Annotated in this window: 28 protein-coding genes; 16 read left to right on the forward strand and 12 right to left on the reverse strand. The window is 44.1% G+C overall.

Annotated features, from left to right (window positions below):
* Positions 1 to 127: 127 nt before the first annotated feature.
* The 6 genes from mbhE to mnhG are packed head-to-tail and all read left to right on the forward strand — an operon-like array spanning position 128 to position 5703.
* Entirely contained in the window at positions 128 to 2797 is a 2670-nt protein-coding gene (gene mbhE, locus CDZ87_RS00885) for a hydrogen gas-evolving membrane-bound hydrogenase subunit E (protein WP_100751745.1), read from the forward strand.
* The gene (locus CDZ87_RS00890) at positions 2797 to 3150 is read left to right on the forward strand and encodes a Na+/H+ antiporter subunit C (RefSeq protein WP_100751746.1); all 354 of its coding nucleotides are present in this window, start codon (positions 2797 to 2799) and stop codon (positions 3148 to 3150) included. Before mbhE ends, CDZ87_RS00890 begins: the two co-directional genes overlap by 1 nt.
* Entirely contained in the window at positions 3147 to 4640 is a 1494-nt protein-coding gene (locus CDZ87_RS00895) for a proton-conducting transporter transmembrane domain-containing protein (protein ID WP_100751747.1), read from the forward strand. Before CDZ87_RS00890 ends, CDZ87_RS00895 begins: the two co-directional genes overlap by 4 nt.
* Positions 4637 to 5113: a Na+/H+ antiporter subunit E gene (locus tag CDZ87_RS00900; RefSeq protein ID WP_100751748.1), complete on the forward strand. Its 477-nt coding sequence runs from the start codon at positions 4637 to 4639 to the stop codon at positions 5111 to 5113. Before CDZ87_RS00895 ends, CDZ87_RS00900 begins: the two co-directional genes overlap by 4 nt.
* 10 nt (positions 5114 to 5123) lie before the next feature.
* Positions 5124 to 5399, forward strand: coding sequence for a monovalent cation/H+ antiporter complex subunit F (locus CDZ87_RS00905; protein WP_100751854.1), 276 nt, complete (start codon positions 5124 to 5126; stop codon positions 5397 to 5399).
* Positions 5383 to 5703 carry a monovalent cation/H(+) antiporter subunit G gene (gene mnhG / locus CDZ87_RS00910; protein ID WP_100751749.1) on the forward strand — a complete coding sequence of 107 codons (321 nt, stop codon included), beginning with the start codon at positions 5383 to 5385 and terminating at the stop codon, positions 5701 to 5703. The genes CDZ87_RS00905 and mnhG overlap by 17 nt, the downstream gene beginning before the upstream one ends.
* Positions 5704 to 5721: 18 nt before the next feature.
* On the opposite strand, the gene CDZ87_RS00915 is transcribed toward mnhG, so the two are convergent.
* The 5 genes from CDZ87_RS00915 to speA all read right to left on the reverse strand — a co-directional run bounded on the left by CDZ87_RS00915 (position 5722) and on the right by speA (position 12087).
* The gene (locus CDZ87_RS00915; RefSeq protein ID WP_100751750.1) at positions 5722 to 6657 is read right to left on the reverse strand and encodes a universal stress protein; all 936 of its coding nucleotides are present in this window, start codon (positions 6655 to 6657) and stop codon (positions 5722 to 5724) included.
* A 606-nt stretch (positions 6658 to 7263) separates the two neighbouring features.
* Entirely contained in the window at positions 7264 to 8112 is an 849-nt protein-coding gene (locus CDZ87_RS00920; RefSeq protein ID WP_100751751.1) for a sterol desaturase family protein, read from the reverse strand.
* A gap of 33 nt (positions 8113 to 8145) precedes the next feature.
* Positions 8146 to 9156, reverse strand: coding sequence for a DUF2804 domain-containing protein (locus CDZ87_RS00925; RefSeq protein ID WP_100751752.1), 1011 nt, complete (start codon positions 9154 to 9156; stop codon positions 8146 to 8148).
* An 81-nt stretch (positions 9157 to 9237) separates the two neighbouring features.
* Complete coding sequence (gene speB, locus CDZ87_RS00930) at positions 9238 to 10164, reverse strand: agmatinase (protein ID WP_100751753.1); 927 nt, start codon at positions 10162 to 10164, stop codon at positions 9238 to 9240.
* Complete coding sequence (gene speA, locus CDZ87_RS00935; RefSeq protein WP_100751754.1) at positions 10165 to 12087, reverse strand: arginine decarboxylase; 1923 nt, start codon at positions 12085 to 12087, stop codon at positions 10165 to 10167.
* Between the two features lie 253 nt (positions 12088 to 12340).
* Between speA and CDZ87_RS00940 the strand changes: the two genes are divergently transcribed.
* A complete protein-coding gene (locus tag CDZ87_RS00940; protein ID WP_038173305.1) occupies positions 12341 to 12862 on the forward strand; it encodes a DUF2058 domain-containing protein in 522 nt (173 codons plus the stop codon).
* Between the two features lie 32 nt (positions 12863 to 12894).
* Here the strand turns inward: CDZ87_RS00940 and CDZ87_RS00945 are convergent, their stop codons facing one another.
* Both CDZ87_RS00945 and cspE read right to left on the reverse strand, forming a co-directional pair.
* Positions 12895 to 13107 carry a hypothetical protein gene (locus CDZ87_RS00945; protein WP_100751755.1) on the reverse strand — a complete coding sequence of 71 codons (213 nt, stop codon included), beginning with the start codon at positions 13105 to 13107 and terminating at the stop codon, positions 12895 to 12897.
* Between the two features lie 293 nt (positions 13108 to 13400).
* A complete protein-coding gene (cspE, locus tag CDZ87_RS00950; protein WP_038173303.1) occupies positions 13401 to 13613 on the reverse strand; it encodes a transcription antiterminator/RNA stability regulator CspE in 213 nt (70 codons plus the stop codon).
* 463 nt (positions 13614 to 14076) lie between these two features.
* On the opposite strand from cspE, the gene CDZ87_RS00955 reads away from it, so the two are divergent.
* Positions 14077 to 14328: a DUF3081 domain-containing protein gene (locus tag CDZ87_RS00955; RefSeq protein WP_100751756.1), complete on the forward strand. Its 252-nt coding sequence runs from the start codon at positions 14077 to 14079 to the stop codon at positions 14326 to 14328.
* A 100-nt stretch (positions 14329 to 14428) separates the two neighbouring features.
* On the opposite strand, the gene CDZ87_RS00960 is transcribed toward CDZ87_RS00955, so the two are convergent.
* The gene (locus tag CDZ87_RS00960; protein WP_100751757.1) at positions 14429 to 14788 is read right to left on the reverse strand and encodes a MaoP family protein; all 360 of its coding nucleotides are present in this window, start codon (positions 14786 to 14788) and stop codon (positions 14429 to 14431) included.
* Between the two features lie 195 nt (positions 14789 to 14983).
* Here CDZ87_RS00960 and CDZ87_RS00965 point away from each other — a divergent pair, with 195 nt between their 5' ends.
* The gene (locus CDZ87_RS00965; RefSeq protein ID WP_100751758.1) at positions 14984 to 15862 is read left to right on the forward strand and encodes a LysR family transcriptional regulator; all 879 of its coding nucleotides are present in this window, start codon (positions 14984 to 14986) and stop codon (positions 15860 to 15862) included.
* Positions 15863 to 15956: 94 nt separating this feature from the next.
* Here the strand turns inward: CDZ87_RS00965 and CDZ87_RS00970 are convergent, their stop codons facing one another.
* Both CDZ87_RS00970 and CDZ87_RS00975 read right to left on the reverse strand, forming a co-directional pair.
* Entirely contained in the window at positions 15957 to 16535 is a 579-nt protein-coding gene (locus tag CDZ87_RS00970) for an FMN-dependent NADH-azoreductase (protein ID WP_100751759.1), read from the reverse strand.
* Between the two features lie 207 nt (positions 16536 to 16742).
* Entirely contained in the window at positions 16743 to 16946 is a 204-nt protein-coding gene (locus CDZ87_RS00975; RefSeq protein WP_038173270.1) for a hypothetical protein, read from the reverse strand.
* Between the two features lie 149 nt (positions 16947 to 17095).
* On the opposite strand from CDZ87_RS00975, the gene CDZ87_RS00980 reads away from it, so the two are divergent.
* Genes CDZ87_RS00980 through CDZ87_RS00990 form a run of 3 tightly spaced genes read left to right on the forward strand, consistent with a single transcriptional unit; the run spans position 17096 to position 19321 of the window.
* Positions 17096 to 18460, forward strand: a complete 1365-nt coding sequence (locus CDZ87_RS00980) for a DNA-3-methyladenine glycosylase 2 family protein (RefSeq protein ID WP_245834614.1) — start codon at positions 17096 to 17098, stop codon at positions 18458 to 18460.
* Entirely contained in the window at positions 18457 to 18930 is a 474-nt protein-coding gene (locus tag CDZ87_RS00985) for a methylated-DNA--[protein]-cysteine S-methyltransferase (RefSeq protein WP_100751760.1), read from the forward strand. The genes CDZ87_RS00980 and CDZ87_RS00985 overlap by 4 nt, the downstream gene beginning before the upstream one ends.
* A 4-nt stretch (positions 18931 to 18934) precedes the next feature.
* Positions 18935 to 19321: a hypothetical protein gene (locus CDZ87_RS00990; protein WP_100751761.1), complete on the forward strand. Its 387-nt coding sequence runs from the start codon at positions 18935 to 18937 to the stop codon at positions 19319 to 19321.
* 39 nt (positions 19322 to 19360) lie between these two features.
* Here the strand turns inward: CDZ87_RS00990 and nhaD are convergent, their stop codons facing one another.
* Positions 19361 to 20800: a sodium:proton antiporter NhaD gene (gene nhaD / locus CDZ87_RS00995; RefSeq protein WP_100751762.1), complete on the reverse strand. Its 1440-nt coding sequence runs from the start codon at positions 20798 to 20800 to the stop codon at positions 19361 to 19363.
* A gap of 237 nt (positions 20801 to 21037) precedes the next feature.
* A complete protein-coding gene (locus CDZ87_RS01000; protein ID WP_100751763.1) occupies positions 21038 to 22342 on the reverse strand; it encodes a dicarboxylate/amino acid:cation symporter in 1305 nt (434 codons plus the stop codon).
* A 394-nt stretch (positions 22343 to 22736) separates the two neighbouring features.
* On the opposite strand from CDZ87_RS01000, the gene CDZ87_RS01005 reads away from it, so the two are divergent.
* The 4 genes from CDZ87_RS01005 (at position 22737) to CDZ87_RS01020 (ending at position 24482) form a co-directional block, all read left to right on the forward strand.
* The gene (locus CDZ87_RS01005; protein WP_100751764.1) at positions 22737 to 23357 is read left to right on the forward strand and encodes a LysE family translocator; all 621 of its coding nucleotides are present in this window, start codon (positions 22737 to 22739) and stop codon (positions 23355 to 23357) included.
* A 2-nt stretch (positions 23358 to 23359) separates the two neighbouring features.
* Entirely contained in the window at positions 23360 to 23623 is a 264-nt protein-coding gene (locus CDZ87_RS01010) for a hypothetical protein (protein WP_038173572.1), read from the forward strand.
* 10 nt (positions 23624 to 23633) lie between these two features.
* The gene (locus CDZ87_RS01015) at positions 23634 to 23954 is read left to right on the forward strand and encodes a heavy metal-binding domain-containing protein (RefSeq protein ID WP_038173260.1); all 321 of its coding nucleotides are present in this window, start codon (positions 23634 to 23636) and stop codon (positions 23952 to 23954) included.
* A gap of 66 nt (positions 23955 to 24020) precedes the next feature.
* Positions 24021 to 24482, forward strand: coding sequence for a YaiI/YqxD family protein (locus CDZ87_RS01020; protein ID WP_245834616.1), 462 nt, complete (start codon positions 24021 to 24023; stop codon positions 24480 to 24482).
* Positions 24483 to 24718: the final 236 nt, after the last annotated feature.

Raw genomic sequence — 24718 nt, forward strand, 5'->3', positions numbered from 1 at the left:
ACAGTGCAAAAAACGACAATGAATGTATCAAAAAGTAAAAACACCGGCCTTGAGTGAATCACTCTAGCAGACTGACTATTAATGGTTTACATTTAAATCAATATTTTAAACACAGTCAGTGGCAGTTATGGAATTGCTTGGTTCAGAAAAAATAAATCAACATAACCGTAGGGGTGGGGATGGTTTTTTGTTGCTCTTTGCCGCGCTACCATTTGGTTTGCTTGTGGCTATTTTATCGGCTTATTTACCTCAAGGTTGGAGCTATCAAGTTGATTGGATACCAAGTTTAGGTATTCCATTTGCTTTGCGACTCGATGGATTGTCATTAGTCTTTGCGGCCCTAATTACCGGAATCGGGACTTTAGTTCAGATCTACGCTTGGTCATATCTTCGTCATATCCAGGCCCGTTTTTCTTTTCATCTCTACTTAACGTTGTTCATGCTGGCGATGCTAGGGATTGTCTTGAGTGACAATATTCTGCTGCTGTTTGTGTTTTGGGAATTAACTACGATTACATCCTACTTGCTGATCGGGTTTAATCATGAAAAACCCGTCGCTCGGAAAAATGCATTGCAAGCGTTACTTATTACCGGTGGGGGAGGCCTGGCATTGCTTGCCGGCTTGATTTTACTAGGTATGATGGCGGACAGTTATCAGCTGGCCGTGATCATTGAGCGTGCACCACTTTTTATTGAGCATGACGCATTTGTGGCCTCTCTCATTCTGATTCTTATCGGAGCCTTCACTAAATCTGCACAATTCCCTTTCCACTTTTGGCTACCAAATGCGATGGCAGCGCCTACCCCTGTGAGTGCATACTTACATTCTGCGACAATGGTGAAAGCTGGGATTTATTTATTAGCAAGAGTTTCGCCGATTTATGCCAATCATGAAATTTGGTTCTATAGCCTCACAATTACTGGTTCAGTAACGGCTATATGGTGTGCTTTGCTAGCGATTAAACAAACAGATTTAAAACTCATGCTAGCTTACAGTACTAATGTAGCCTTGGGGACATTAACACTATTATTAGGGATAGCGACAGAACTTGCTGTTCTTGCTGCATTGATTTTTATTCTCGCTCATTCGCTTTATAAAGCGGCATTATTTATGGTGATCGGTAATATAGATAAAGCGACAGGTACACGTGATTTAAAACAGTTAAAAGGTCTTAAGTCGTTTATGGTCTTAAGCTTTATTGCTGCAACTGGTGCTGCATTATCGAAAGCCGGTTTTCCACCATTGCTTGGTTTTATCAGCAAAGAATATATGTATAAAGCCGCGCTTGATATCGGCGTTATACCATCCATCGTACTTTTATTAGTGAACATATTAATGGTCACTATGGCATTAATAGTAGTGATTAAGCCATTTTTGTCTAAAACTACCTCTGATTCACCACCGGTGAAAAGGATAGAGTACGATATGGGGCTATGGCTCCCTGCATTATTTCTTGCGTTCAGTAGTGTTCTCATACCCCTTATTGGGCTTGACTGGCTAAGCGAGTACGTACTAACTCACGGGGTGTCGGCTGTGAGCCCAAATCATTCAATACAAGACGTGAAGTTATGGCATGGCCTGAATACTGCTTTGCTCATGAGCGTGGTCACGCTATTACTTGGCTTGGTCCTATATCGTTACTCTAGCCGTAGTATTGATAAATTGTCTCAATGGGTTGATAAAATGCCGAGTGCGGATGTGTTGTTCGATCAAAGTCTTAAAGGCTTAATGCTGCTCGCAAACATTCAAACGAATTTACTGCAAAAAAAACGCTTGTCTTTGTACGCCGCTATTTCATTCCTAACCTTGGCATTATTCCTACTCACCTTTGGTGCCGAGTTGCCCGATTTACAGTGGGAAAGTTTGTTGAGCTTGGCATTTTATCAGCTTGTTATTGCGGCATTGATTGTGGCCGCTGTGGGTATTGTTCTACGCTCTCGTTCACGACTATTGTCTGTCGCATCTTTAGGCGTGATTGGTTTTTTAACCACCTTAGTGTTTATGATTTTTAGTGCCCCTGATGTGGCTAAAACTCTTTTGTTAGTCGAAACCTTGATGGTGGTATTTGTGGTTATATTAATGCACCATTTACCTTCACTGAACCAAGTGCCACAGCATACGGCTTTAAGGCGTTTACTCCATGGTGCTATTGCTTTAGTCGTGGGTGGTTCGATTACCATTTTATTGATTGCGATTACGGCGCAACCTTTAGATACTTCAGTCAGTGATTTTTTTGCGCAAAATAGCTTACCTGGTGGTTATGGCCGCAATATCGTCAATGTTATTTTGGTTGATTTTCGTGCCTTTGATACGCTCGGTGAAGTGGTTGTTGTCGTGATTGCGGGATTAGCGGCAGTGAGTTTACTGCCTAAACAAAATCGCTACATTAATCGAGTTCAGTCACTCATATTCACTACTACGGCGCATATTGTTGCCACATTAATGTTAGTTTTTTCGGTCTATTTATTACTTCGAGGTCATAACGCTCCAGGTGGCGGTTTTATCGGAGCATTGATCGCGGTACTCGGCTTATCACTTCTTATGTTGGCAGAGTCACCGAGCTATGTGAAACGTAGAATCTATTTTTCTCCGTTTGGCCTGGCCTTAACCGGTATTTCATTAAGCATATCAGCTGGCGTGGTAGGGCTTATTTTGGGGCAAGCATTTCTGACAGGGTTATGGTGGAAAGATATTTTGCCTATTGGCACTCCTTTACTGTTCGATGTGGGGATTTACCTCGCGGTTATCGGTGGAGTTATGGGCATGATGCTCAGAGTGAATGAGGAGCTCGATTAATGGAAGTACTCTGGAGTTTTGTGGTCGGCGTATTGGTTTGTGCCGGTGTCTACTTGATACTTGAGCGACACCTGTTGCGTGTATTGTTTGGCCTAATCCTATTGAGCAGTGCGGTAAATTTAGCCATATTAGTCGCGGGTCGTCTAACCGTTGCTATGCCACCTTTGATTGATAGTAACGCTTTACTCCCGCCCGCTGAAGCGGCTAACTCGCTGCCGCAGGCCTTAATTCTTACTGCGATTGTGATCGGATTTGGTTTGTTAGTGTTTGCGTTACTGCTTATTTATCGTGCGTTTATTGAAACAGGCACTGCCGATGTTGATCAAATGCGTGATTCGGAGCGTGAATTATGATCAATCTATTATTGACCTTGCCTGTATTACTCGCCTTGATAACAGCGGTGGTTTTGTATGTGGTTCGTGCTTCTTTAAAGTTAACGGAGTGGTTGAGTGTGCTCAGTGCCTTAATTCAGGTTCTGGTGTGTTGCACTTTGCTTGTTCGGGTTATCTCTAGTGGCGTTCAATCGGTCGCATTTGGCGGCTGGGAGGCGCCATTTGGGATTGTTTTTGTCGCGGATTATTTAAGTGTAGCTATGGTAATGATTACCGCGATTATCGGTATGGTTGCTGTGATTTATGCGATGGGTGATTTGCGTAATAAAAAATCTTACGGTTTGTATCATACTTATTTTCATATCTTACTCGCAGGCATCTATGGTGCTTTCCTTACCGGAGATATATTTAACCTCTACGTTTGGTTTGAAGTTATGTTGATCGCTTCATTTGGTTTAATGGTGCTCGATGCGACCAAAACACAGATAGAGGGTGCAGTTAAATACGTTCTACTCAATCTTATTTCGACTTTAACATTATTGCTTGCCATTGGTTTGATTTATGGTGCCACCGGCACATTAAACTTCGCGGATTTACACACTAAATCGTCACAAATTGCCGTAGGTACGCAACAGATGATTGCGGTTTTGTTCTTCTTTTCATTTGCAATAAAAGCGGCCTTATTTCCATTATTTGCATGGCTGCCTGCATCGTATCATACGTTACCAACCGGTGTTGTCGCATTGTTTGCTGCGTTATTGACTAAGGTCGGTGTCTATGCATTGATCCGAGTGTTTACGTTGGTTTTCCCATTAACGGAAACTTCTCTGCAACCTGTATTTATCTGGTTAGCGGCGTTAACAATGCTAACCGGGGTGTTAGGCGCAGCAAGTCAGTTTGATGTAAAGCGAATCCTTTCTTTTCACATAATTAGCCAAATTGGTTACATGATAATGGGGCTCGCCATCTATACACCGTTGGCGTTAACTGGGGCAATTTTCTATATCATTCACCATATTATCGTTAAAGCGAATTTATTTTTAATTGGTGGTGTCTTAGAGCGAAAATATGGTTCGAGTCAGTTGCGTTATCTTGGAGGGGCTTATCAAGCGATGCCCGGTTTAGCGTTATTGTTTCTCATTCCGGCATTTTCTCTGGCCGGATTCCCGCCACTGTCGGGTTTTTGGGGAAAGTTTCTGGTCATTAAAGCAAGCTTAGAGGAAGAGTATTTCTTATTAGCCGCGGTTGCTCTGGTGGTTGGTCTGTTGACAGTGTTTTCTATGAGTAAAATTTGGAGTGAGGCATTTTGGAAACCTCTTAAAGAGCAAGTGCAGCCAGCATGCGAAATTGAAACAAAGTGGCTTTACTACCTCCCTATTATCACCCTGACATCACTGACTATTGTGATAGGGTTGGTTGCTGAACCTTTTTATCAATTTGCCGAGGTTGCAGCAAAGCAGTTATTTGATCCGATAGATTATCTAACGGCGGTATTAGGAGGTCTGCAATGAACTATTTTTTACTGAATCTGTTTCTTGCTGCAGCGTGGATGATGCTCAATGGTCAATATGACAGTGTTAACTTCACCATTGGATTTGTGGTCGGCTTCTTAGCGCTGCGCTTAAGTCAACCGTTTGGTTTGAAAACTAGCTATTTTAGACGTTTTTCCGCCACAATCAATTTAGTGGTGTTTTTTTCCTATGAGATGATAGCATCCGCTGCCCGTGTCGTTTGGGATGTGGTTACACCGACTCATCTCAGCCAGCCAGATATTGTCTATGTTCCGCTTGATGTGAAAACCGATATCGAAATAACGCTTCTCGCGAACATGGTTTCGCTGACACCAGGAAGTTTGAGTTTGGATGTGACGCCTGACAAAAAGCATTTGATTGTCCACGCCATGTTTGCTGAACAACATCAAGACGTCATAGAACCGATTAAAAACGGGTTAGAAAAGCGAATTCTGGAGGTGACACGTGAATGATTGGTTACATATGGCAATTACTTTTGCATACATTGGAATGTTAGTCAGTATTATTCTTGCCATGGTCCGATTAGCGTTAGGTCCAACATTGGCTGATAGAGTTGTGGCACTCGATTTGATCTCTTTTGTTACTGTCGGTTTTATTGCCGTATTCACTTTAGAAAGTGGGCAGGAGCCGTTGCTCGATATTGCCATTACTCTTGCTTTGGTGGCTTTTTTAGGCACTATCGTATTTGCTCGCTTAATTGTTAAACGTATTGGGGAAGATAATGACCATAGTAATTAGTCTACTTCTTATCAGCGGCACATTGCTTATTTTGGTGGCTAGTTTAGGTGTCTTACGTATGCCAGATCTCTATACCCGCATGCATGCGGCGACTAAAGCAGGTACGGTTGGGTTGAGTGCGTTACTGCTCGCTGTTGCGTTAGCGATTCCCAGCTTAACCGTTTTCTCTCGGGTGATAGGCACACTGCTATTTATTTTCTTAACGGCTCCGGTCGCGACTCATTTACTTGGTAAAGCAATGCGCCATAGTGGTTACCCAATGTGGCGCAATAAAAAACCGTTGAATAATAAAAAGCTTTCGTGATAACCAGAAAAACACCGGCTAAATGATTGGTGAAACAAATTCAGCGGGTTTGAGTGCAACCAGTGAACATTTGACCGTTTGAAGAATGTTTTCAGCGGTATTGCCAATAATAAAGCCAGGGATCCCTGTTCTGGCTAGTGTCCCCATAACAAGAATGTCGATATCCTGTTTGTCTACACAAACGGCAATTTTCTCATCAGCGAGACCATGGATATGATTGACCTGAATATTATCTGATATTTGTGATTCTTTGATAAGTTGGTCGAGAGCTTCTCTGTGATGCTTCTGAGCGAGTGCTATCTGCTTATTGAGCTCATCGTCTTCGATTTTTATCCAAACATTATTATGTAAATAACGCTCTAACGGATATTCCCAACAGGAAATAACCTCTAAGCGAGTGTGACAGCTATCAGCAATCGATTGTGCTAGTTGGAGCAATCTTAATGATAGTCGATGATGTTCGTCATTATTGGCTGTTGGATCAATAGCGACCGCTACACGACGTCTACCCTGTTTATGGTGTGTGGTTCGATTAAGCCAAACGGGGCATGGGCATTTGCGCAGCAATGTCATATCTATAGCCTTGAAACCTTCACCATCTTTTTCAATTGGCTCGGCATCTTTGATCACTAAATCATAGTCGTTATGATTAACCGCGCGAATGATACTCACCGCTGGGTGATCATCACAAGCAAGTTGCAATGGGAAAGGCGTCTGTGATTCAGTGATTGAGTCACTTTGTCTTACGCTGCTTATCTGTTGCTCTATCGATTTAAATAGTGAGCCACGGTAGAGTTGTTGATACTGTTCCATATGGCCTGGGAGAGGTGGGCTGACGATTAAACCGTTAAGCATGGCATTGTTATTTGATGATAGCCTTAGCGCTTGTCTTATCGAGTCACTTTCGCTTGATTGTCCTTGACTTACATAAAGTATGTTCTTAAATTTTTTCATACCTATCTCCTTGATTGGCAGTGGATCTCGATTACCATTGAGTGACATTTTTAGCGCAAATCGAGGGCTTGTTGAAGTAGATCATTGCACTCTAAGTGTGCATACAAAGGCCATGTTTTTCCAAGTCTGATTTGTAAACGAGTATTGCGAATTTGGCTAAACTTGCTAGTTTGAAACAACTCGAAACGAATACCTATTCGCCAAGTAATGTTTGCCCGCTACAATGTTACAACATCCATGATTGAGTGGGTGTGACACCAATGCGATTACGCAGGAGGAATTATGAAAGTTTGCCCATCTTGTCGAAGTGAATTAGTTTCTAGAAGCGGTATTCATGTTTGTCCTCGCAATGAAATTGGCGAGTGTTGCTTTGATGCCTACCAAGATACGAATGTCAGATTGCAAGCCGAACCTACGCCGTCGTATCGTGCGCTAGAGCGATCGCCAGAGTTCACTACGCTAAGCAAGTAGCGATGATTATAAAGTGTCTAATCTGTTACAAGCGCGTGAGATGGCGGATTTGGTCGCGATAAGCACGCTTATAACGATTATGACACTTTTGACTAATTAGAAAGATAGGCAATAACACTTTGTTGTCAAAGCGTCTTAATCATGTGGTGGCGAAAAGAGAATACTGAGTCGCTGCTTGAACGAGAGACCTTTGCGGCGCACTTCATTAAACATCGTTTGCCACTCTTTGAATGTCACAACGAAAGGGTTATTGCTTTTGATGGGTTTGCTAATGCCATAACGAACCGTTTCGATTTCTGGCTCGAAGGTAGCAAACAATTTGTCCCAAACAATCAGGACTCCGGCGTAATTTTTATCAATATATTGGGGATTGCGTCCGTGATGTACTCTGTGATGTGACGGCGTATTGAAAATTAATTCTAACCAACCTAATGAGCGCACCCACTGAGTGTGGACGAAGAACTGTAAACCGAGGTTGAGCAAAACGGCGAACACGACCCATTTGGGTTCAAAGCCCACAATAACTAGCGGCACCCAAAACAGCCACATGCCCGCGAATGGGTACATCAAACTTTGGCGAAAGGCGGTACTAAAATTCATTCGCTCTGAGCTGTGATGCGCGACATGAGCTGCCCACATCCAGCGTATACGATGGCTGGCGCGGTGAAACCAGTAGTAGCAGAAGTCTTGCAGCACAAGCAGGAGCAAAAAAGTGCTGACGGTCATCTCAATATCAAACAGATGCCAACCAAACAGCCATAGGTAGAGCTGAACAATCAGCAATCCCGTTATCAAATCAGCCAATTGATGCATCCCTGCTAGGGTAAAGTTGCACGCCACTTCTCTCAGTTTATAGGCAGAGTTCTCTGGCAGGTGACCACGTTTTTGACCTATCCAGTACTCGGCCAGCATCAGGCCAATAAATAACGGTGCGAGTAGCATCAGCAGCCACTCTGGGTTGTCGATTAAGGTCGTGAAATCCATGTCTCAGTGACTCGTAATGGTGATCATTTCAGCTTACCACTTAGCATAGTGGTCTTCCGTTAAGCCGATGATTTGGTGTAGTTGATGTTTTTCGCCGTGATTATCGCAAATCTCGCCACTAAAATGACCAATAAACTGGCGAAAGTTACTTTTTAGAAAACCAAGATTAAGCTTTTCACTGCGTTTATTAAGCGGCTGAAAAGTGAGATTTATCGCGTCATCAATCGAGGTAATTCGCCAAGTTTGGCTTAGATCGTCACGATTGAACTCAAACTGCACGGGGCCAAGCAAATGGCGTTCACCATCGATCCAAAGTACGTTTTCGCAGGCTCCGGTTTCGTTAACACCCGCAGCGAGGTTGAGGCCGATGACCTTTCCTTGGTTGTGAGCACTTATGCTGGCCCAACGCCAACTGGTTTCTCGGCGCATAAACCCAGCGGAAAAATCGTAACCCGCGAAAGCCTGACTGAGGTCGACTTGGTGGCCGTTAACTTCAAGTTTGCCATCTAACCTTAATCCATTGTGCTTTTGGGTATAGGTCCAGCCTGTGTAACCCGTTGGTGTGCATAGCGCGAGTGGTAAACTTGCTTTGAGTGGCCGCAGTGTTAAATCGCATTCGAGGTGACGACTACGCGCATGAACGTGCCACTGACCTTGGTGAATATCAAAACTCAGTTTACCTGCAATGGCGCAGGTTCCATGGAAACTAGAGCCAGACATCTGGTGATCAAAACCGAATGGCCTCAGCCACGTCTGCTCAACTAAGGTGTCTTGTTCGCGGTCGTAGACATAACAAAAAGCAGAAGCTAAATAACGAATATCGGCGATAGCGATACCCACTACATAGCGTTTGGTAAATAGGCTAACAAACTGAAATTGCTTAAAATCGAAGTGCTTGGCTAAACGGCTTGCTGGCTTGTCCATTGCGTTGCGATAGTCAAAGTCATCGATACCGAGCTGGTTTGGCGCAGCATTGAAGTAGCCATAGTTAGGCTTACCTTTTGGGCCAATTAAACGCTCGGGTTTCGTTTGAGTTTTTATCATGCTCTATTTACAAATAATTAACACTCAGACTAGTTTAAGCAAAAAAGCTGACCGGTGAAAGTCAGCTTTTTTTTGTAGAGCTTATTCGCTTTCGCGCTTTGACGCCCAGGCATACATCAGTTCAAGAGCAATCGTCGCACCAGCCAGGGCGGTCACATCGCTGTGATCGTATGGAGGAGAGACTTCCACCACATCCATGCCGATGATATTTATCCCCGCCAGTCCACGAATAATCTTAAGTACCTTGTCTGAATTCAAGCCACCACAAACGGGTGTTCCGGTGCCGGGAGCAAACGCAGGATCAAGGCAGTCGATATCGAAGGTGATATAGACAGGCTTGTCGCCGACGATGTCGCGGATTTGTATGATAATCTCGTCTGCACAGAGATCGTTAGCTCGCATTGCATCGATGATGTTAAAACCATGTTCTTGCTGCTTGTATTCGGTGCGAATGCCAATCTGTACCGAATGCTTTGGTGCAATTAAGCCTTCTTTCGGCGCATGATAAAACATTGTGCCGTGGTCATAGTTGCTGCCGTTGGCATAGGTATCCGTATGGGCATCAAAGTGGACCAAAGCCATTTCACCATAATGTTTGGCATAGGCGCGTAAAATCGGCAAAGTAATAAAATGATCGCCGCCTAATGCGAGCATGGTTTTGCCGCTTTTAAGAATTTCACTGGTGGCCGCTTCTAAGCGGTAGGTGAAATCTTCTGCATCACCGCTATCGAACACTAAGTCACCGGCATCGATCACTTTGACACGTTCAAATACGTTGAAGTCCCAAGGAAATTTTTTGCCTTCCCAAGCCAAGTTGACCGACGCGCGTCGAATCGCATCCGGGCCCATACGAGCACCAGGGCGACCAGACGTTGCCATGTCGAGTGGGACACCGAGTACGACAAGGTCGGCATCCGCAGAGACAGGGTTGCGCAGATAAGGTCTGCGCAAAAAGCTCATCGAGTTTGAGTAGAGTGAATAATCAGTCTTAGTAAACAAATCATTCATTTAGAAATCCTCTAAGTAGGTGTAGCCCGTCAGGCCACCTTCTAATTCAGCGAGAATCGAAGCTTGCTCATCGGCGTTAACGCGTTCAGAAACGAGCTCACGATAGTTAAGGCGAATTTTATCAACGTCGATATGAACATAACGCATCATATCTTCAACGGTGTCGCCTTCGTCAATACGTTCAATTTGTGCTTCACCGTTTTCGTCAACGGTGACTACCGCGCTATGGGTGTCGCCAAATAGGTTGTGCATATCCCCCAAGATCTCTTGGTATGCGCCAACCAGGAAAAAACCCATCAAGTACTCTTGGTCTTTACTCCAAGCGGGTACTGGCAAGGTGGTTTCAATCCCTTGACCTTCGACGTATTGTTCAATCGCGCCGTCTGAGTCACAAGTGATATCGAGCATCACCGCACGACGATCTTCGACATTTTCCAAGCCTGATAAGGGCAGCACTGGAAATACTTGGTCGATACCCCAAGCATCAGGTAGCGACTGGAACAGCGAGAAATTAACGAAGAATTTATCCGCTAAACGTTCGCTCAATTGGTCAAGTATAGGGCGATGGAAACGGTTTTTGTTACTCATTTGGCGGCTCAACTCATAATAAATTCGTAATGAGAGTTGTTCTGCCCATGCACGTTGCTGAAGGTTCATCACGCCAGTTGCAAACAGGGTATGCACTTCGGCCAAATCGCTCTGAGTATCATTATAGGTTTCAATCAACGCTCTAGCATCACTACCAGTTTGCAGATTTTGCCAACTGCTCCACATATTGTGCAGTAATGTTGGGTCATCTTCATTTGGTACAGTGACGTCTTCTGGGTGATACGCCTCGGTACCAATCACGTTAGTGATCAAAACGGCATGGTGCGCTGTTAATGAACGGCCCGATTCCGAAATAATCACAGGCACTGGTTGAGCGTATTGCTCACATACATCGCCTACGGTGGTCACAATGTTTCGTGCATACTCAATTAAGCCATAATTCATTGAGTTAGATGATTGGCTGCGCGTGCCGTCATAGTCGACCGCAAGGCCACCGCCAATATCAAAGTATTTGATGTCGGTTCCCATTTCCCGAAGTTCGCAGTAAAAGCGCGCCGATTCATTCACGCCATTGCGGATATCACGAATATTGGCCATTTGCGAACCTAAGTGAAAATGCACCAGTTGCATCGCATCGAGCTGTTGTTTTTGTTTCAGACGCTCGATTACCGTCAATACTTGTGAAGCCGATAGACCAAACTTTGATTTCTCACCGCCGCTCGATTGCCACTTTCCTGCCCCTTGCGACGCCAAGCGAATGCGAATACCTAAACGTGGTTTTACACCTAGACTCTTGGCTTCTTTCAGTACGAGATCAAGCTCAGATAGTTTTTCTAGGACGATAAAGACTTTGTGACCAAGTTTTTCGCCAATCAATGCTAGGCGAATGTATTCTCTATCTTTGTAGCCGTTACAAACGATCACTGAGCTGGCTTTCTGCGCGAGTGCCAATATTGCTAACAATTCAGGCTTACTGCCTGCTTCGAGTCCGAGCTGTTTGGTTTCGAGTTGAGCCTGGCTTTCAAGAATCTCATCAACCACTTCTTTTTGTTGGTTAACCTTAATCGGGTAAACCAGCAGATAGTTATTCTGATATTGGTATTCTTCGATCGCTTGGTTAAACGCTTCACAAATACCGTGCACGCGTTGGTGCAAGATTTGTGGGAATCGCACTAATACAGGCAGGTTAAGTTGGCGCTGCACAAGTTTAGATACAATACGGCTTAGCGGAACCTGAAAAGCATTATCGCTACGAGGTGAAACATAAACTTCACCTTGGTTATCAATACCGTAGAAGCCTTGGCTCCAGTAATCTACGTTGTAATCAGCACGAATACGATCAAGTTTGGAAATTTTTTCCACATCAAAACTCACAAAAACACAGAGGAAATAAACATGGCTCACAGGTAGGGGAAGCCATACCAGACATAGGGTTGGTACTAAATTCTAGGCCGCTAGGTCGAGCGTATTAACGGTTAAAACGTTTATCGTGTCTAACAAAAACAATTTATCGTTAGGATTGCTTTACCGGAAGTTTGGCAAATGCTTTTTCAATGTGAATACGTGCCTTTATTTGCCTGAGCTGAACCGTTAAACTGTGTGAAAATTGATTATCGGTGGAATGACCATGGCAAAATTAACCCTGCAAGAGCAGATGCTTAAAGCTGGCTTAGTGAATGAGAAAAAGCTGAAAAAGGCCAAAAAAGGCTCTAAGAAATCGCGTGTGCAAGCGCGTGAAGTAAAAGCGGCGGTTGAAGAGAGTAAACGTCAGCAACAAGAGCACGATAAAGCGCTCAGCAATGAGCAAAAAGAGCAGCGTTTAAATAAAGAGATTCAGGCGCAGATTAAGCAGCTTATTGAAATGAATAAACTCGATCAGAAAGAGGGTGATATCAAGTACAACTTTACTGATGGGACATTAGTTAAGTCACTGTATGTTGAGTCATTGGTTCGTGATCAGCTAGCGAAAGGGATTTTATCGATAGCGCGTCATGAAGAGTCTTATGTCGTCATTCCTAGCATAGTGGCGAAGAAGATTGCCATGCGTGACGACAGTGTGTTGATTGAACAAAATGCGTTGGCAGAGGATATTGCCGCGGAAGATGACCCATACGCAGATTTTGTCGTACCTGACGATCTGATGTGGTAATCAGAACGTTTATCTAATGAATTGGCGAGTGTTTATGCCTGCTCAACCATGAACTCGCCAATAATGCCATTGTCTTGATTAAGAATTTGACCAGTGTGAGTGTCTTCACTGTAGTTGAGAGCAAGATGGCTATTACCAACTTCACTGTTAACACGAATATGTCGGAGCAGAATATCACTGTTGAGTTGGTGTACAGCGGCTTGCCAGATCTGGCTAGTTTGGAACATATGAAAGTAGACTGTCATAGTTCTCCTTATTTTTGTGAAATTTGTTTAGTACTGCGTGCGTTTTGAAACCAAAAACGCTTACGACCGGTTGAACGAGACATAATAAGCCTTAATGAAAAATCGGTTTGATCATAAATCAAACTAATAGGGGTGTTGCCTGTTATTTATCTTGGAAAACGAGAAGCTAGGAAGACAGAAGCACAGTTTGTGAGGATAGGTGCAAAGTTTTGATAGGTTCGAAAAAGAGGATAAATAGTGAGGGTTAGAGAAGAGTTGGTGCAAGCAACTGATGTTGCTTGCACCAATTCAAATTAGATAGCTACAACGTTAGCAGCTTGTGGGCCTTTTTGGCCTTGTTCAACTTCGAAAGCAACCTGTTGGCCTTCTTTCAGAGTTTTGAAACCTTCAGATGCGATAGCACGGAAGTGAACGAATACGTCAGCACCGCCATTCTCTTGAGAAATAAATCCGAAACCTTTCTCTTCGTTGAACCATTTTACTGTGCCAGTTGTTTTGTTAGACATAATGTGTCCCTTATATTTAATTTAATGTAGTGCGCTGAAACTTTGACTATTTAATGTAACGGTGAAGCTAAGGGAAACACTGAGGATAACAACGATGACGCGGTAATTCTAAGGATTTACTTTTGACTTGCGGTTTCACTAATAACCCTGTTCTGCAGAGCACGTACATAATACCTTTTGGGCGTGGGGTGTAAAGCTTTATTTAAACATTTTTTAAATTATTTTGCATTTGGCTGTTTAAATACCTCCTACGGGGCTGTAATCGCTAAGGTTTGGCAAAAATAGTTGATGTATTAATACCACCGAAAGTAAAGTTATTGCTCATCAGATACGTCATCTCTAGGTGACGGCTTGTGCCAGTGATGTAATCTAAGTGGTTAGTGTTTGGGTTAACTCAAGGGTTTATGTTGGCGAAATGGCCTTTTTTGCTCATACTTTTCTAGAGAACTAAGGTAGGTGACGGATGAAAAATCAACTTGATCCAGGTAAAATTCTGCAAGCTTACGAAACTGTGATGTCGAATGGCACCCCGACAGCTCTAGGGAGAATCTATCAAGGAATCGAAGCCTTTACCGATTATGATGGCTATACCGTTTATATGCGTGGTAACGGTGTTGAGTTAAAAATCGGTTTTCACAATACTTACCATCTTGACTACGACCAAGAGCACCAAAAAGAGAGCTTTTTGAAAAAGGTCGCGACGTTGGCCAAGTAGCTTTGATCAAAGCAAGTAATGTGATCAAAAAAGTAACGCTTAAACCAAGTAACCCAAACGAGAAAAAGCCCCAACCACTCAGGTGTTTGGGGCTTTTTACTTAAACTTCTGCTACTAAATTCTCATCTTCTGAGTAATCTTCACCAAGGACGTCTGGTTTACTACGACCGTTCAGAGTGTGGAAACGTTTTCGTCCACGTGCGAGTTGGGTGTATTTTAGCCAGACTCGCTCAAGCTTAGATTTGGCTTTACCCGGGTTAGATAACGCTTTTACAAAATGTTTTTCTTCCGCGTTTTCAGGGGCTAACTCTCCAGACTCTAAGCCGAGCATGGTATCACCATAAAGGGTTAGTATTTCTTCCTCTCCAAGCGTAAAATCACCTGATTTGGCGAAACCGCGTGGAAATTTAGTGTTGTCGTAAAAACGTTTTTTGCCATGACGGAATTGGGTGTCTGACATTTCGGTAGCCTCTGTATGCCTACGTGGTTAATCTAGATCGAAAGTTAGGCGTAAATTTACCAAAAGAAAAACAAAAAATTTCTATCTTCACTATTGAATAAATTTATTGATTTTATATAACACGTTGGTGAATTTAAGATTAAAAAAATTACTCAATTTGCTACTTTTCGAAAGCTTACTGGCAGAGGAAAAGCCATGGACGTAAAAGTCTTCAGAACCTTTCTAGAACTGGCTCAGGTCAGACATTTTGGCAAAGCGGCCGAGAACCTATATATCACTCAGGCGGCCGTTAGCGCGCGTATCAAGCAACTAGAGAGCTACTTCGATACTCAACTGTTTATTCGTGATCGCAATAACATTAAGTTGACCTCATCAGGAGAGCGTTTGATCAGTTATGCTGAAGTGATGGTGAGCACTCTTCAGCAGGCAAAAATGGAGCTTTCTCTTGAAAATGGTAAAGGATTGCAACTGACACTCGGTGGCACCCCTAATGTGTGGGATGCGTATCTGCAAAACTGTTTATCTTTAGTCACCGATGAGTTCGATGGCTATGGTTTTATCGCTGAAATTATGGGCCGAGAGGCGCTGACGCGTAATTTGCAAGAGCGCACTTTAGATATGGCATTTGCGTTTGATCAAATCAAAGCCGACGAACTGTACTGTAAAAAGGTCGCCGATGTGGTGTTAACTTTGGTTTCGACCAAGCCGGACTGCTTAGAATCAGTATTTACAGGCAAGTATGTTTATGTGGACTGGGGAACTAAATTTGCCTCAGAGCATGCAGAGCGTCACGCTAAGGTTCCAGCGCCTTATCTGCGTACTTCAAATGCACGTATCGCTTTGGATTTCATTCTTGAAAAAGGAGGGAGTGCTTACTTACCTACGCCGTTAGTCGAACCATTTATCGTCAGTGGTCAGTTATATGAAGTGAGTGAAGTGCCAGCATGGTGTCGCCCAATCTACTTGAGCTATCGTAAGGCCAGTACATCGATTGAGGCGATTAGACAAGTAGAAGAGATGGCGAAAACGATCGATCCTGTCAGCGGGTTCAGCTTTCAGCAAATGGCTGATTGAGTCAGTAAAGAGTCATCAACCTTACCTAATTTGCCTATTTTGAATGTAACAATATAACCAGCCTCACAGCAGTGAGGCTTGTTCATCTTGGATCTTAAACCAAGTCTTTGAGTTGTTTGGCGGCTTTCTCACGAGCGGCTTGAGCTGGCTCATCACCCATGTTTAGCGCCTCAGCGTAAACAAATTCAACATCCGTAAGGCCGATAAAGCCCAGCATTGTGGTTAGGTAGCTCTCGATGGAGTTGCGCGGCGAGTCTTTGTGTAGACCACCACGGGTGGTGACCACGATCACTTTCTTATTCTCAATCAGACCGACAGGGCCATTTTCGGTGTAAGTAAAGGTTACGCCAGCACGGGCAATCATATCGAACCAGTTTTTCAACTGAGTTGGGACCATAAAGTTATACATTGGCGCGCCAATCACCACTTGATCGACCGCTTTAAGTTCATCAATCAACTGATCAGACAGGGCTAGAATTGCTTTTTGCTCGTTGCTGAGGTTTTCGCCACCACGCAATGCGGTCGCTACATCCCTATCCAATACCGGCAGCGAGTTCTCCGCTAGGTCGCGTTCAATAATGCCGTTTTTTCCTTCTAGAACCTGATCAATCAATAGTGTTGATTGAGAATGTGGGCCAAGGATGCTTGATTTTAGGACAAGAGTGTTCTTCATAATACTGCCTCACTGATTGGTTTGCTGCATGCAAACCTATTCGTTTATGTTGCAAACACTATAAGGGACAGCCGCGTCGGTGAGAATCGGCAGATTTCGAGCGTAATGTTCAAGTTTTTCGAATGAGTACTGATTTGCTTCGAATAAGCATCAGTAATGACGGGTACGGCAACAGGAAGCAACTCGAGTAGAGTTGCTTCCTTAGCGTTAGAGGTTCATCAAACTTTCTATCGACTCCTCAATGGATAACTGGTGATAAGACCGGACTGCTGAGCCGTCGAAGGCATCAATTAAAATTCTGTCGATATTTGCCGAACCATGTTGATCAATAATGCTGAGTGTTTGTTCAACATTATTACACGTCATAGTGAGGTCATCTTTAAGCACAATAGTGCAAGAGTGCAGGTTCATAGCCAACTTCCTTATTATTTTTAATCTGCATTGCTAACTTTAGAACAAGCATCACACTTGGCAACTACGATTTAGTTCCGAAAATGGCTAGTAATTAGTGTCAGAGAAATTAGACTTCAAATAACGCCTTGAAGAGTATTGGAAAAAGCATGAACCACGGATTTGCTAAATTGTCGCAAAAAGATTGCCATATTGCGCGAATGGCACGTGATAGTCGTTTTGATGGCCGATTTTATGTCGCGGTCAAGACCACCGGTATTTTTTGTCGACCGATTTGTCCGGCTAATTTGCCAAAAGAGCAAAACGTAGAGTATTTCTATGACAAAGCGCAAGCTCTTCAAGCGGGTTATCGACCTTGCTTGCGTTGTCGCCCTGATAGCGCGCCGAACTCGTGGGCGTGGAAAGGTGTCGAAGTGACGTTCCAACGCGCAGTACGTATGATTGAGCAAGGGGAATTACAGACCAGTACTCTTGAGCAGCTTTGCTTGCGTTTAGGTATTTCGGATCGCTATCTACGCAAACTGTTTGCCCATTATTTAGGAATGTCACCCAAGCAATACGCTCTTTACTATCAATTGATGTTTGCCAAACAGTTGCTCCACAATAGCCAGCTGTCGATCACTGATATTGCATTAGCGAGCGGTTTTAACAGTCTACGCCGCTTTAATGATGCGTTTAAGAAAGTGATTAAGCTCTCTCCATCACAGGTGCGTAAAAACACGCCTGATGATGTCCAAACCAACTTTGTCGATTTAGCATACCGTGGGGCACTTGACTGGCAACATATGCTGGATTTTTATCGTCTTCGGGCTATTCGCGGGCTAGAAACAGTCAGTGAAACGCACTACCAGCGCTATGTAGAGCTCAACGGTCAACAAGCTTGGTTTTCTATTGGTCACGCTAAGCCGGGCATAATGCGGGTGGAATTTCAGCTCGATGATATATCCCAGCTTAGAGAGTTAGTTAATCGGCTGCGGCGCATGTTCGATTTAGACACAGATGTTGCGGTGATAGAACAACATTTACGCAGACTGGAGCCGAGTCTGGTTAAGCGATCTGGTATTCGTATTCCCGGTGTTTGGAATTCGTGGGAAGCGGGAGTACGCGCGATCCTAGGACAGCAAGTGTCAATCAAAGCGGCAATTGGTCAACTCAACTTATTCGTCGAAACATTACAACCTGATCACGTCAGCCATTTTCCTACCCCGCTTGAAGTGGCGAATGGTGATTTATCCTTTTTGCGAATGCCTCATAGTCGCAAGCAGGCCTTAGCCCGTTTTGCCGATTTCGTTGTCACACAACCTGATGCGGATCCGAGCGATTGGTTGGCGCTGAAGGGAATCGGCCCGTGGACAGTTAATTACGCAAAATTACGCGGGTTGAGTGAGCCAAACTGTTTCTTAGAGGGCGATTTAGTCGTGAAAAAAACGCTGCAACAGTTTTCCCATCTTTCTTCGTTATCTGTCGCACCTTGGGGCAGTTACGCAACATTTCATTGCTGGAGTCACGCATGACCTATTACACGTATTACATATCGTCACTGGGTAAAGTGACCCTTCAAGCCAATGCTCAAGGACTGTTAGGGGTTTGGTTTGAAACTCAGACGACGCAACCTGATTGCTTAGGAGAGTACAGTGAGGATCACCCTATTCTTAATCAAGCAATTCAACAGCTACAAGAGTACTTTACAGGACAACGTCGACACTTTAATCTATTTATAGCGGCTGTAGGAACGCCTTTCCAGCAACAAGTTTGGCAAGCGCTAACCACGATTCCTTATGGTCAAACTTGGAGTTACCAAGATCTTGCTGATGCAATTGGTAACCCTAAAGCGGTGCGAGCGGTAGGGTTAGCCAATGGTAAAAACCCTGTTTCAATCATCGTTCCTTGCCACCGAGTGATTGGTAAAAATGGTAAACTAACCGGATACGCTGGAGGCGTAGAGCGAAAAGCGCAGTTACTCGCTCTTGAAAAAACGGAGTAATCGAATGATAAAATCGCGTTTGATCGCAATGATAACTTTTTGCAGTGTCGTGATCGCTGTTAGTGGCTGCTCAGAAGAAGAAGCCGAGCGCCTGTTTAACCGTGAGACGTATTCTTTTGTCGGCGTCTATGACAACCTCTACAATGACGATCGTCTAGAGTTTAACAATGCTCAGGTTACCATTATCAAGGAACAAGGGATTGATATTATTAAGCCTTTTGAGGTCAATGACAACTTTTTAACTATTCAAATGCGCAACAGTTCTAAAGAGAAACGTGAAAACATCGTGATGCGTATTCATGGGAATAATGAACTACTGACTTGCAGTGTGTGCGCCAAATATCAGCTTGCCAGCACTTGGCAAAAGCGTGATTTCACGCCTTCGCCATAGTTCTTTCTATGTCATCAGCTTTTAAGTCATCGTTTTTGTTTAGGTAAATAGAGCCCCGTTCAACATCAGATGCACGGCAATGCTAACTGCGTACCCGATAGCGATCACTGGTGTCCATTTTAAGTGACCAAAGAAAGTATATTTTCCGTGCGCCGCCCCCATTAAAGCAACACCCGCAGCAGAGCCAACAGACAGTAAACTTCCCCCGACACCCGCGCTTAAAGTCACTAGAAGCCAGTTACCCATGTCCATTGAGGGATTCATGGTTAATACCGCGAACATCACCGGGATGTTGTCGACAATCGCAGACAGGATCCCGACCATCACATTGGCCCAGATGGGATCCCACTGTGTATACATCACCTCAGAAATAAGCCCGAGGTAGCCAAGCAAACTTAATCCGCCGACGCACATGACGACGCCGTAGAAAAACAGCAACGTATCCCACTCGGCATGAGAGACTCGTCTAAATACATCAAATGGCACGACTGAACCCAAGCGTTTTAGAGCGAAGTCATCTCGGTTCTCAATCGCTTTGGCGGCTTTTTTGTGTAATGACGTTTTGAGTGTTTTACGCAAAAAATAACCGAAGAACTGTAAGTAAGCCAAACCCATCATCATTCCTATGACCGGAGGGAAATGCACCACTGCGTGGAAAGCGACCGCAGTGGCAATGGTAAGAATGAACAAGCCGACAATACGTCTGGCACCCCGTTTGAGCTCGACATGCTGGTGGACGACGTCAGGTTTGGTGCTGGGAATAAACAACGACATGATTATTGCAGGAACTAAATAGTTGAATACCGATGGGATAAATAACGGCATAAACTCGGAAAAAGAGACGTGACCCGCTTGCCATACCATTAGCGTGGTAATGTCACCAAAGGGACTGAAGGCACCTCCTGCATTAGCCGCAATGACAATATTAATACAGGCAAGATTGATAAACTTAGTATTATCCCCCGCTACTTTCATCACTACGGCGCACATTAACAGGGCAGTCGTAAGGTTGTCAGCAATCGGGGAAATAAAGAAGGCTAAGATGCCTGTTATCCAAAATAAGCTTTTGAAGTTAAAACCTTTTCCAACCATCCACGCTTGCAATGCATCAAATAAACGTCGCTCTTCCATCGCGTTGATATAAGTCATCGCCACCAGCAAAAACAGCAGTAACTCTGCGTATTCGAGCAAGTTATGCTCGAGCGCAACTTGGGCGACTTCAATTTGGCCATGTTGTGAATAAACATAACCAATCATTGCCCAAATTAAACCTGCGGCCAGTAGCACTGGTTTGGATTTCTTCAGTTGTAAGTACTCTTCGAGCATCACTAAGCTATAAGCGATAGCAAAGATGATTAACGCCGCATAACCTGTGGTTGATTGTGTCAGAGGCAAGACTTGGCTAGTAGAGGACGCCGCGAGAGTTGAAAATGGCAATAATAGTAAAAGGGCAACAAAAAGGGGCCACTGCAGTTTCATACGTTCACTCCTTTGAAAGTGAGTTGTTATTATGCTGTGACTATTTTAGAGCTGAAACCGTATGTTATGTGTGAGTTAGGTTGGATCTGTTTCAAATTCAGATAATTAATTAATGGCGGTGTGCATTAAATATGCGTAATGATTAGACAAAAACATCTGTGCGGATAAGTAAAGCCATTGAGTAGAAAAAACAAACCCGAGAAAGTTTTTCTCGGGTTTGGCTTAAGATAGTGAAATTTAGGCCTCAGAACGTTTCAAATACACTTCTTCTTCCTTCACTCCCGCCATCGGGTCATTAAAGCGCGCTTCATCTAGGGCACCTTCGGACTTGGCAACAATGACAGTGACTGCGCTGTCGCCAGTAATGTTGACAGCGGTACGAATCATATCCAATAGACGGTCAACACCCATGATAAGAGCAATACCTTCCAGTGGCAGACCCACTTGGTTGAGTACCATGGCAAGCATAACTAAACCAACTCCTGGGACACCTGCTGTACCAATAGAAGCGAGGGTTGCAGTCATGATCACCATTAGGTAATCGCTCATGGTCAAATCAATGTTAAACGCTTGCGCGATAAATGCGGTTGCGACACCTTGCATGATCGCAGTACCGTCCATATTGACTGTCGCACCTAATGGAACAGTGAACGAAGCGACACGGTTTTCAACACCCATGCGGTTCTTCGCCGTTTCCATCGTCACTGGAATCGTCGCGTTAGAAGAGGCAGTCGAAAAAGCGAACATCACTGCATCTTCCATCTTCTTCAAGAAGGTGATTGGACTTAAACCAGTAAAGCCTTTTAGCATTAGGCTGTAGGTCACCAAACCGTGTAGTACCAGTGTTCCCGCGAGCACCAAGAAGTATTCTGCCAGATTGAAGATGGCATCCAAGCCGAGGCCAGTAAACAGTTTTGCCATTAAGAAGAAGACACCGTAAGGTGCTAGGTGCATTAGAATCGCGACTAACTTCATGATCACTTCGTTTAGATCTGAGAAGAAAGAGGCAATGCGCTCGCCAGGTTTTCCTGCGGCGCTAATCGCAATACCAAACAGTACGGCGAACACAATCACTTGTAATGTTTTCCCTTCAGCCATCGCATTGATTGGGTTAGTTGGGAACATGTCGATAATGACCTGACCCAGTGACGGTGCATTAGCCGATGAGAATGAACTTGCGGCAGTGAGGTCTGCGCCAGCACCAGGTTGGAATACGTGTCCCATCGTCAGTGCTAGTGTAATCGCAATAGCGGTAGTTGCTATGTAGAAGCCTAGTGTTTTACCGCCCATTCGGCCGAGTGTTGAGAGATCTTTCAGTGAGCTTGTACCACAAACCAGCGACACAAACACAAGAGGAACAACAAGCATTTTTAAACTTGCGACGAAAACTTTTCCGCCAACTTCGAACAATCCATTTACGATATATGCATCGACAAATCCGTTGTCTGCAAATAGGCTGCGAATCGCAAAGCCTGTCAAGATACCTGCTACCATACCGATAATGACACGGGTAGTTAGCGAATTGGGTTTCTTGGTATTCATAGTGAACACTCCTTATAGTTATGCACCTTGAGTTCAATTCAAGGCGAGCAGGAGGTTAGCAGGCGAAGTAGAAAATCAGAAAGCAAATTCATCAACAACGCGTTCATATGTGACCCTTGTCACGCTGTTTTTGTAGCGTTTAACACTCTATTAACCATATTTGGTGGTTTTTGCATCTAAATATTGTATTTCTTAACATTGTAAATGCTGATTATTAAAACTTTTACGTTTCTTATTACATGAGAAACTAAGTGCACATTATAATGTATGACACAAATAAGTGCATATATAATCACTGACTATTCAGTGTTACCACTAAACAACTCAATAAGTGGATTGGTTTTGTTAAAACATTCGATTATGTTAGAGACAAATACTCACAATAAGACAAGTTATGAATACCGCTTTACTGGGAATGTTTATTCCAACCTTCTTTTTTGTCTCGATCACTCCGGGCATGTGTATGACGCTTGCACTGACCTTAGGCATGAGCATCGGTTATCGCCGTGCTCTATGGATGATGGCCGGTGAGTTGGTCGGTGTCGGTTTGGTGGCTGTCGCTGCTGTACTTGGCATTGCCGCCGTGATGCTCAATTATCCATGGTTATTTGTGGCCCTTAAGTTTATTGGTGGCGGTTACTTATTTTACCTTGGTGTACAAATGTGGCGCTCAAGGGGCAAACTGGCGATCAATTTAGAAGATCAAACCCAAGTCTCACACAGCGACTGGGATTTAGTGGTGCAGGGTTTTGTTACGGCGATCGCGAATCCGAAAGGGTGGGCATTTATGATTTCATTATTGCCGCCTTTTATTGATCAAAGCAGCGATTTAGCGCCTCAACTGATGGTACTTGTTTCGATCATTTTGCTGTTCGAGTTTATCTGTATGACACTGTATGCAACAGGGGGGAAGGGGCTTAAGCGTCTATTGGGGCAAGCGCAAAACGTTCGGCTAATGAATCGAATTGCGGGGTCGTTAATGATGGGAGTCGGTGTATGGCTGTTGACCAGTTAGCAATGAAGATGTTCGACAAGATGAAAGCCAGCTTACTCGAAGTACTCGATTTCCAATCCAGAGTGTGGGTGGTCAATGTCTTTAGTGGCGAAGGTAAGGGGGAGTCCTTTGTCGTCAACGAAGACAGTTTCAGCGAACCTTTTCAGTGGATGAAACGCAAAGGGTATTCGCCGGCAATGCTTGTTCAAGTTGAAGCAATGCGATGCTCGCAAGTCAAAGAATTCGAATTGATGCACGTAAAACACCGCTTAATGCGAGTTAAATAAGGAGTTCACTATGATTAAAACAACCACTTCTGTCGTTGAAGGGCGACCGGTCCAAGATTACTTAGGGGTCGTGGTCGGTGAGGCGATTCTCGGTGCGAATATTTTTAAAGATATGTTTGGCGCCATTCGTGATGTCGTCGGCGGCCGCTCCGGTTCTTACGAGCGTGAAATGGGCCGTGCACGTGAAATTGCCTTTCAAGAGATGGAAGCGAGTGCCCGTGATCTAGGGGCTGACGGTATCGTGGGTATCGATATTGATTACGAAGTGATTGGCAGTGGCGGTAGCATGATGATGGTGAGTGTCAGTGGAACCGCAGTCAAATTCAAATAACACTGTTCGACGATGATAAATTGCGGTCTAATGACCGCAATTTATCGAAGTAGAGAGGAAGTGAGTTTGAATAAAATATGGGTTGATGCGGATGCGTGTCCCGTTGTGGTAAGGGATATTTTGTTTCGCGCCGCCGAGCGTACTGGGGTTGAAGTGGCCTTGGTTGCTAACCAATTTATCCGTACTCCAGCGTTCGCCAAAATCATCATGCTGCAAGTTGAGTCAGGATTTGATGTCGCTGATAACGAAATTGTTCGCCGTTGTCAGGCAGGAGATTTGGTTATTACAAGCGATATCCCATTAGCTGATGAAGTGATTACTAAAGGTGGCCACGCATTGAGTTCTCGCGGAGAAATGTTTACTAAAGAGAACATCAAATCTCGCCTTAATATCCGTGATTTCATGGACACCATGCGCAGCAGCGGCATTCAAACTGGTGGCCCTGCACCACTCAGTCAAGCCGATCGTCAGCAATTCGCCAACCATCTTGATAAGTGGTTAGTGCATTGGCAGCGTGCGCAAAAATAGGGCGTTGATATGGCATTGGTAAACCAACTCTCTTTGTTTATTGATGTGGTGCAGCAATACATAGGCACTCCGCCGATTTGGGAACAAAACATTTCTGGTTTCAATTACTTTTATTGAACCCCCTTAGATTCGTTGCAAACTTGCATAAATTTTATGTCAGTAAGTGCGATAGATCGCTTTCAAAATCTGCCTTCATTGCTATGGTTAAAAAACGTCCAAACACGAATGTCCAGTAA

Origin of the sequence: Vibrio salilacus, from assembly GCF_002811245.1 — a bacterium.
GTDB lineage: Bacteria > Pseudomonadota > Gammaproteobacteria > Enterobacterales > Vibrionaceae > Vibrio > Vibrio salilacus.

Excerpts from the sequence above, each read along its gene's own strand:
- mbhE (WP_100751745.1), top strand. The coding sequence starts at position 128 with ATGGAATTGCTTGGTTCAGAAAAAATAAATCAACATAACCGTAGGGGT.
- CDZ87_RS00890 (WP_100751746.1), top strand. The coding sequence starts at position 2,797 with ATGGAAGTACTCTGGAGTTTTGTGGTCGGCGTATTGGTTTGTGCCGGT.
- CDZ87_RS00895 (WP_100751747.1), top strand. The coding sequence starts at position 3,147 with ATGATCAATCTATTATTGACCTTGCCTGTATTACTCGCCTTGATAACA.
- CDZ87_RS00900 (WP_100751748.1), top strand. The coding sequence starts at position 4,637 with ATGAACTATTTTTTACTGAATCTGTTTCTTGCTGCAGCGTGGATGATG.
- CDZ87_RS00905 (WP_100751854.1), top strand. The coding sequence starts at position 5,124 with ATGGCAATTACTTTTGCATACATTGGAATGTTAGTCAGTATTATTCTT.
- mnhG (WP_100751749.1), top strand. The coding sequence starts at position 5,383 with ATGACCATAGTAATTAGTCTACTTCTTATCAGCGGCACATTGCTTATT.
- CDZ87_RS00915 (WP_100751750.1), bottom strand. The coding sequence starts at position 6,657 with ATGAAAAAATTTAAGAACATACTTTATGTAAGTCAAGGACAATCAAGC.
- CDZ87_RS00920 (WP_100751751.1), bottom strand. The coding sequence starts at position 8,112 with ATGGATTTCACGACCTTAATCGACAACCCAGAGTGGCTGCTGATGCTA.
- CDZ87_RS00925 (WP_100751752.1), bottom strand. The coding sequence starts at position 9,156 with ATGATAAAAACTCAAACGAAACCCGAGCGTTTAATTGGCCCAAAAGGT.
- speB (WP_100751753.1), bottom strand. The coding sequence starts at position 10,164 with ATGAATGATTTGTTTACTAAGACTGATTATTCACTCTACTCAAACTCG.
- CDZ87_RS00940 (WP_038173305.1), top strand. The coding sequence starts at position 12,341 with ATGGCAAAATTAACCCTGCAAGAGCAGATGCTTAAAGCTGGCTTAGTG.
- CDZ87_RS00945 (WP_100751755.1), bottom strand. The coding sequence starts at position 13,107 with ATGACAGTCTACTTTCATATGTTCCAAACTAGCCAGATCTGGCAAGCC.
- cspE (WP_038173303.1), bottom strand. The coding sequence starts at position 13,613 with ATGTCTAACAAAACAACTGGCACAGTAAAATGGTTCAACGAAGAGAAA.
- CDZ87_RS00955 (WP_100751756.1), top strand. The coding sequence starts at position 14,077 with ATGAAAAATCAACTTGATCCAGGTAAAATTCTGCAAGCTTACGAAACT.
- CDZ87_RS00960 (WP_100751757.1), bottom strand. The coding sequence starts at position 14,788 with ATGTCAGACACCCAATTCCGTCATGGCAAAAAACGTTTTTACGACAAC.
- CDZ87_RS00965 (WP_100751758.1), top strand. The coding sequence starts at position 14,984 with ATGGACGTAAAAGTCTTCAGAACCTTTCTAGAACTGGCTCAGGTCAGA.
- CDZ87_RS00970 (WP_100751759.1), bottom strand. The coding sequence starts at position 16,535 with ATGAAGAACACTCTTGTCCTAAAATCAAGCATCCTTGGCCCACATTCT.
- CDZ87_RS00975 (WP_038173270.1), bottom strand. The coding sequence starts at position 16,946 with ATGAACCTGCACTCTTGCACTATTGTGCTTAAAGATGACCTCACTATG.
- CDZ87_RS00980 (WP_245834614.1), top strand. The coding sequence starts at position 17,096 with ATGAACCACGGATTTGCTAAATTGTCGCAAAAAGATTGCCATATTGCG.
- CDZ87_RS00985 (WP_100751760.1), top strand. The coding sequence starts at position 18,457 with ATGACCTATTACACGTATTACATATCGTCACTGGGTAAAGTGACCCTT.
- CDZ87_RS00990 (WP_100751761.1), top strand. The coding sequence starts at position 18,935 with ATGATAAAATCGCGTTTGATCGCAATGATAACTTTTTGCAGTGTCGTG.
- nhaD (WP_100751762.1), bottom strand. The coding sequence starts at position 20,800 with ATGAAACTGCAGTGGCCCCTTTTTGTTGCCCTTTTACTATTATTGCCA.
- CDZ87_RS01000 (WP_100751763.1), bottom strand. The coding sequence starts at position 22,342 with ATGAATACCAAGAAACCCAATTCGCTAACTACCCGTGTCATTATCGGT.
- CDZ87_RS01005 (WP_100751764.1), top strand. The coding sequence starts at position 22,737 with ATGAATACCGCTTTACTGGGAATGTTTATTCCAACCTTCTTTTTTGTC.
- CDZ87_RS01010 (WP_038173572.1), top strand. The coding sequence starts at position 23,360 with ATGAAGATGTTCGACAAGATGAAAGCCAGCTTACTCGAAGTACTCGAT.
- CDZ87_RS01015 (WP_038173260.1), top strand. The coding sequence starts at position 23,634 with ATGATTAAAACAACCACTTCTGTCGTTGAAGGGCGACCGGTCCAAGAT.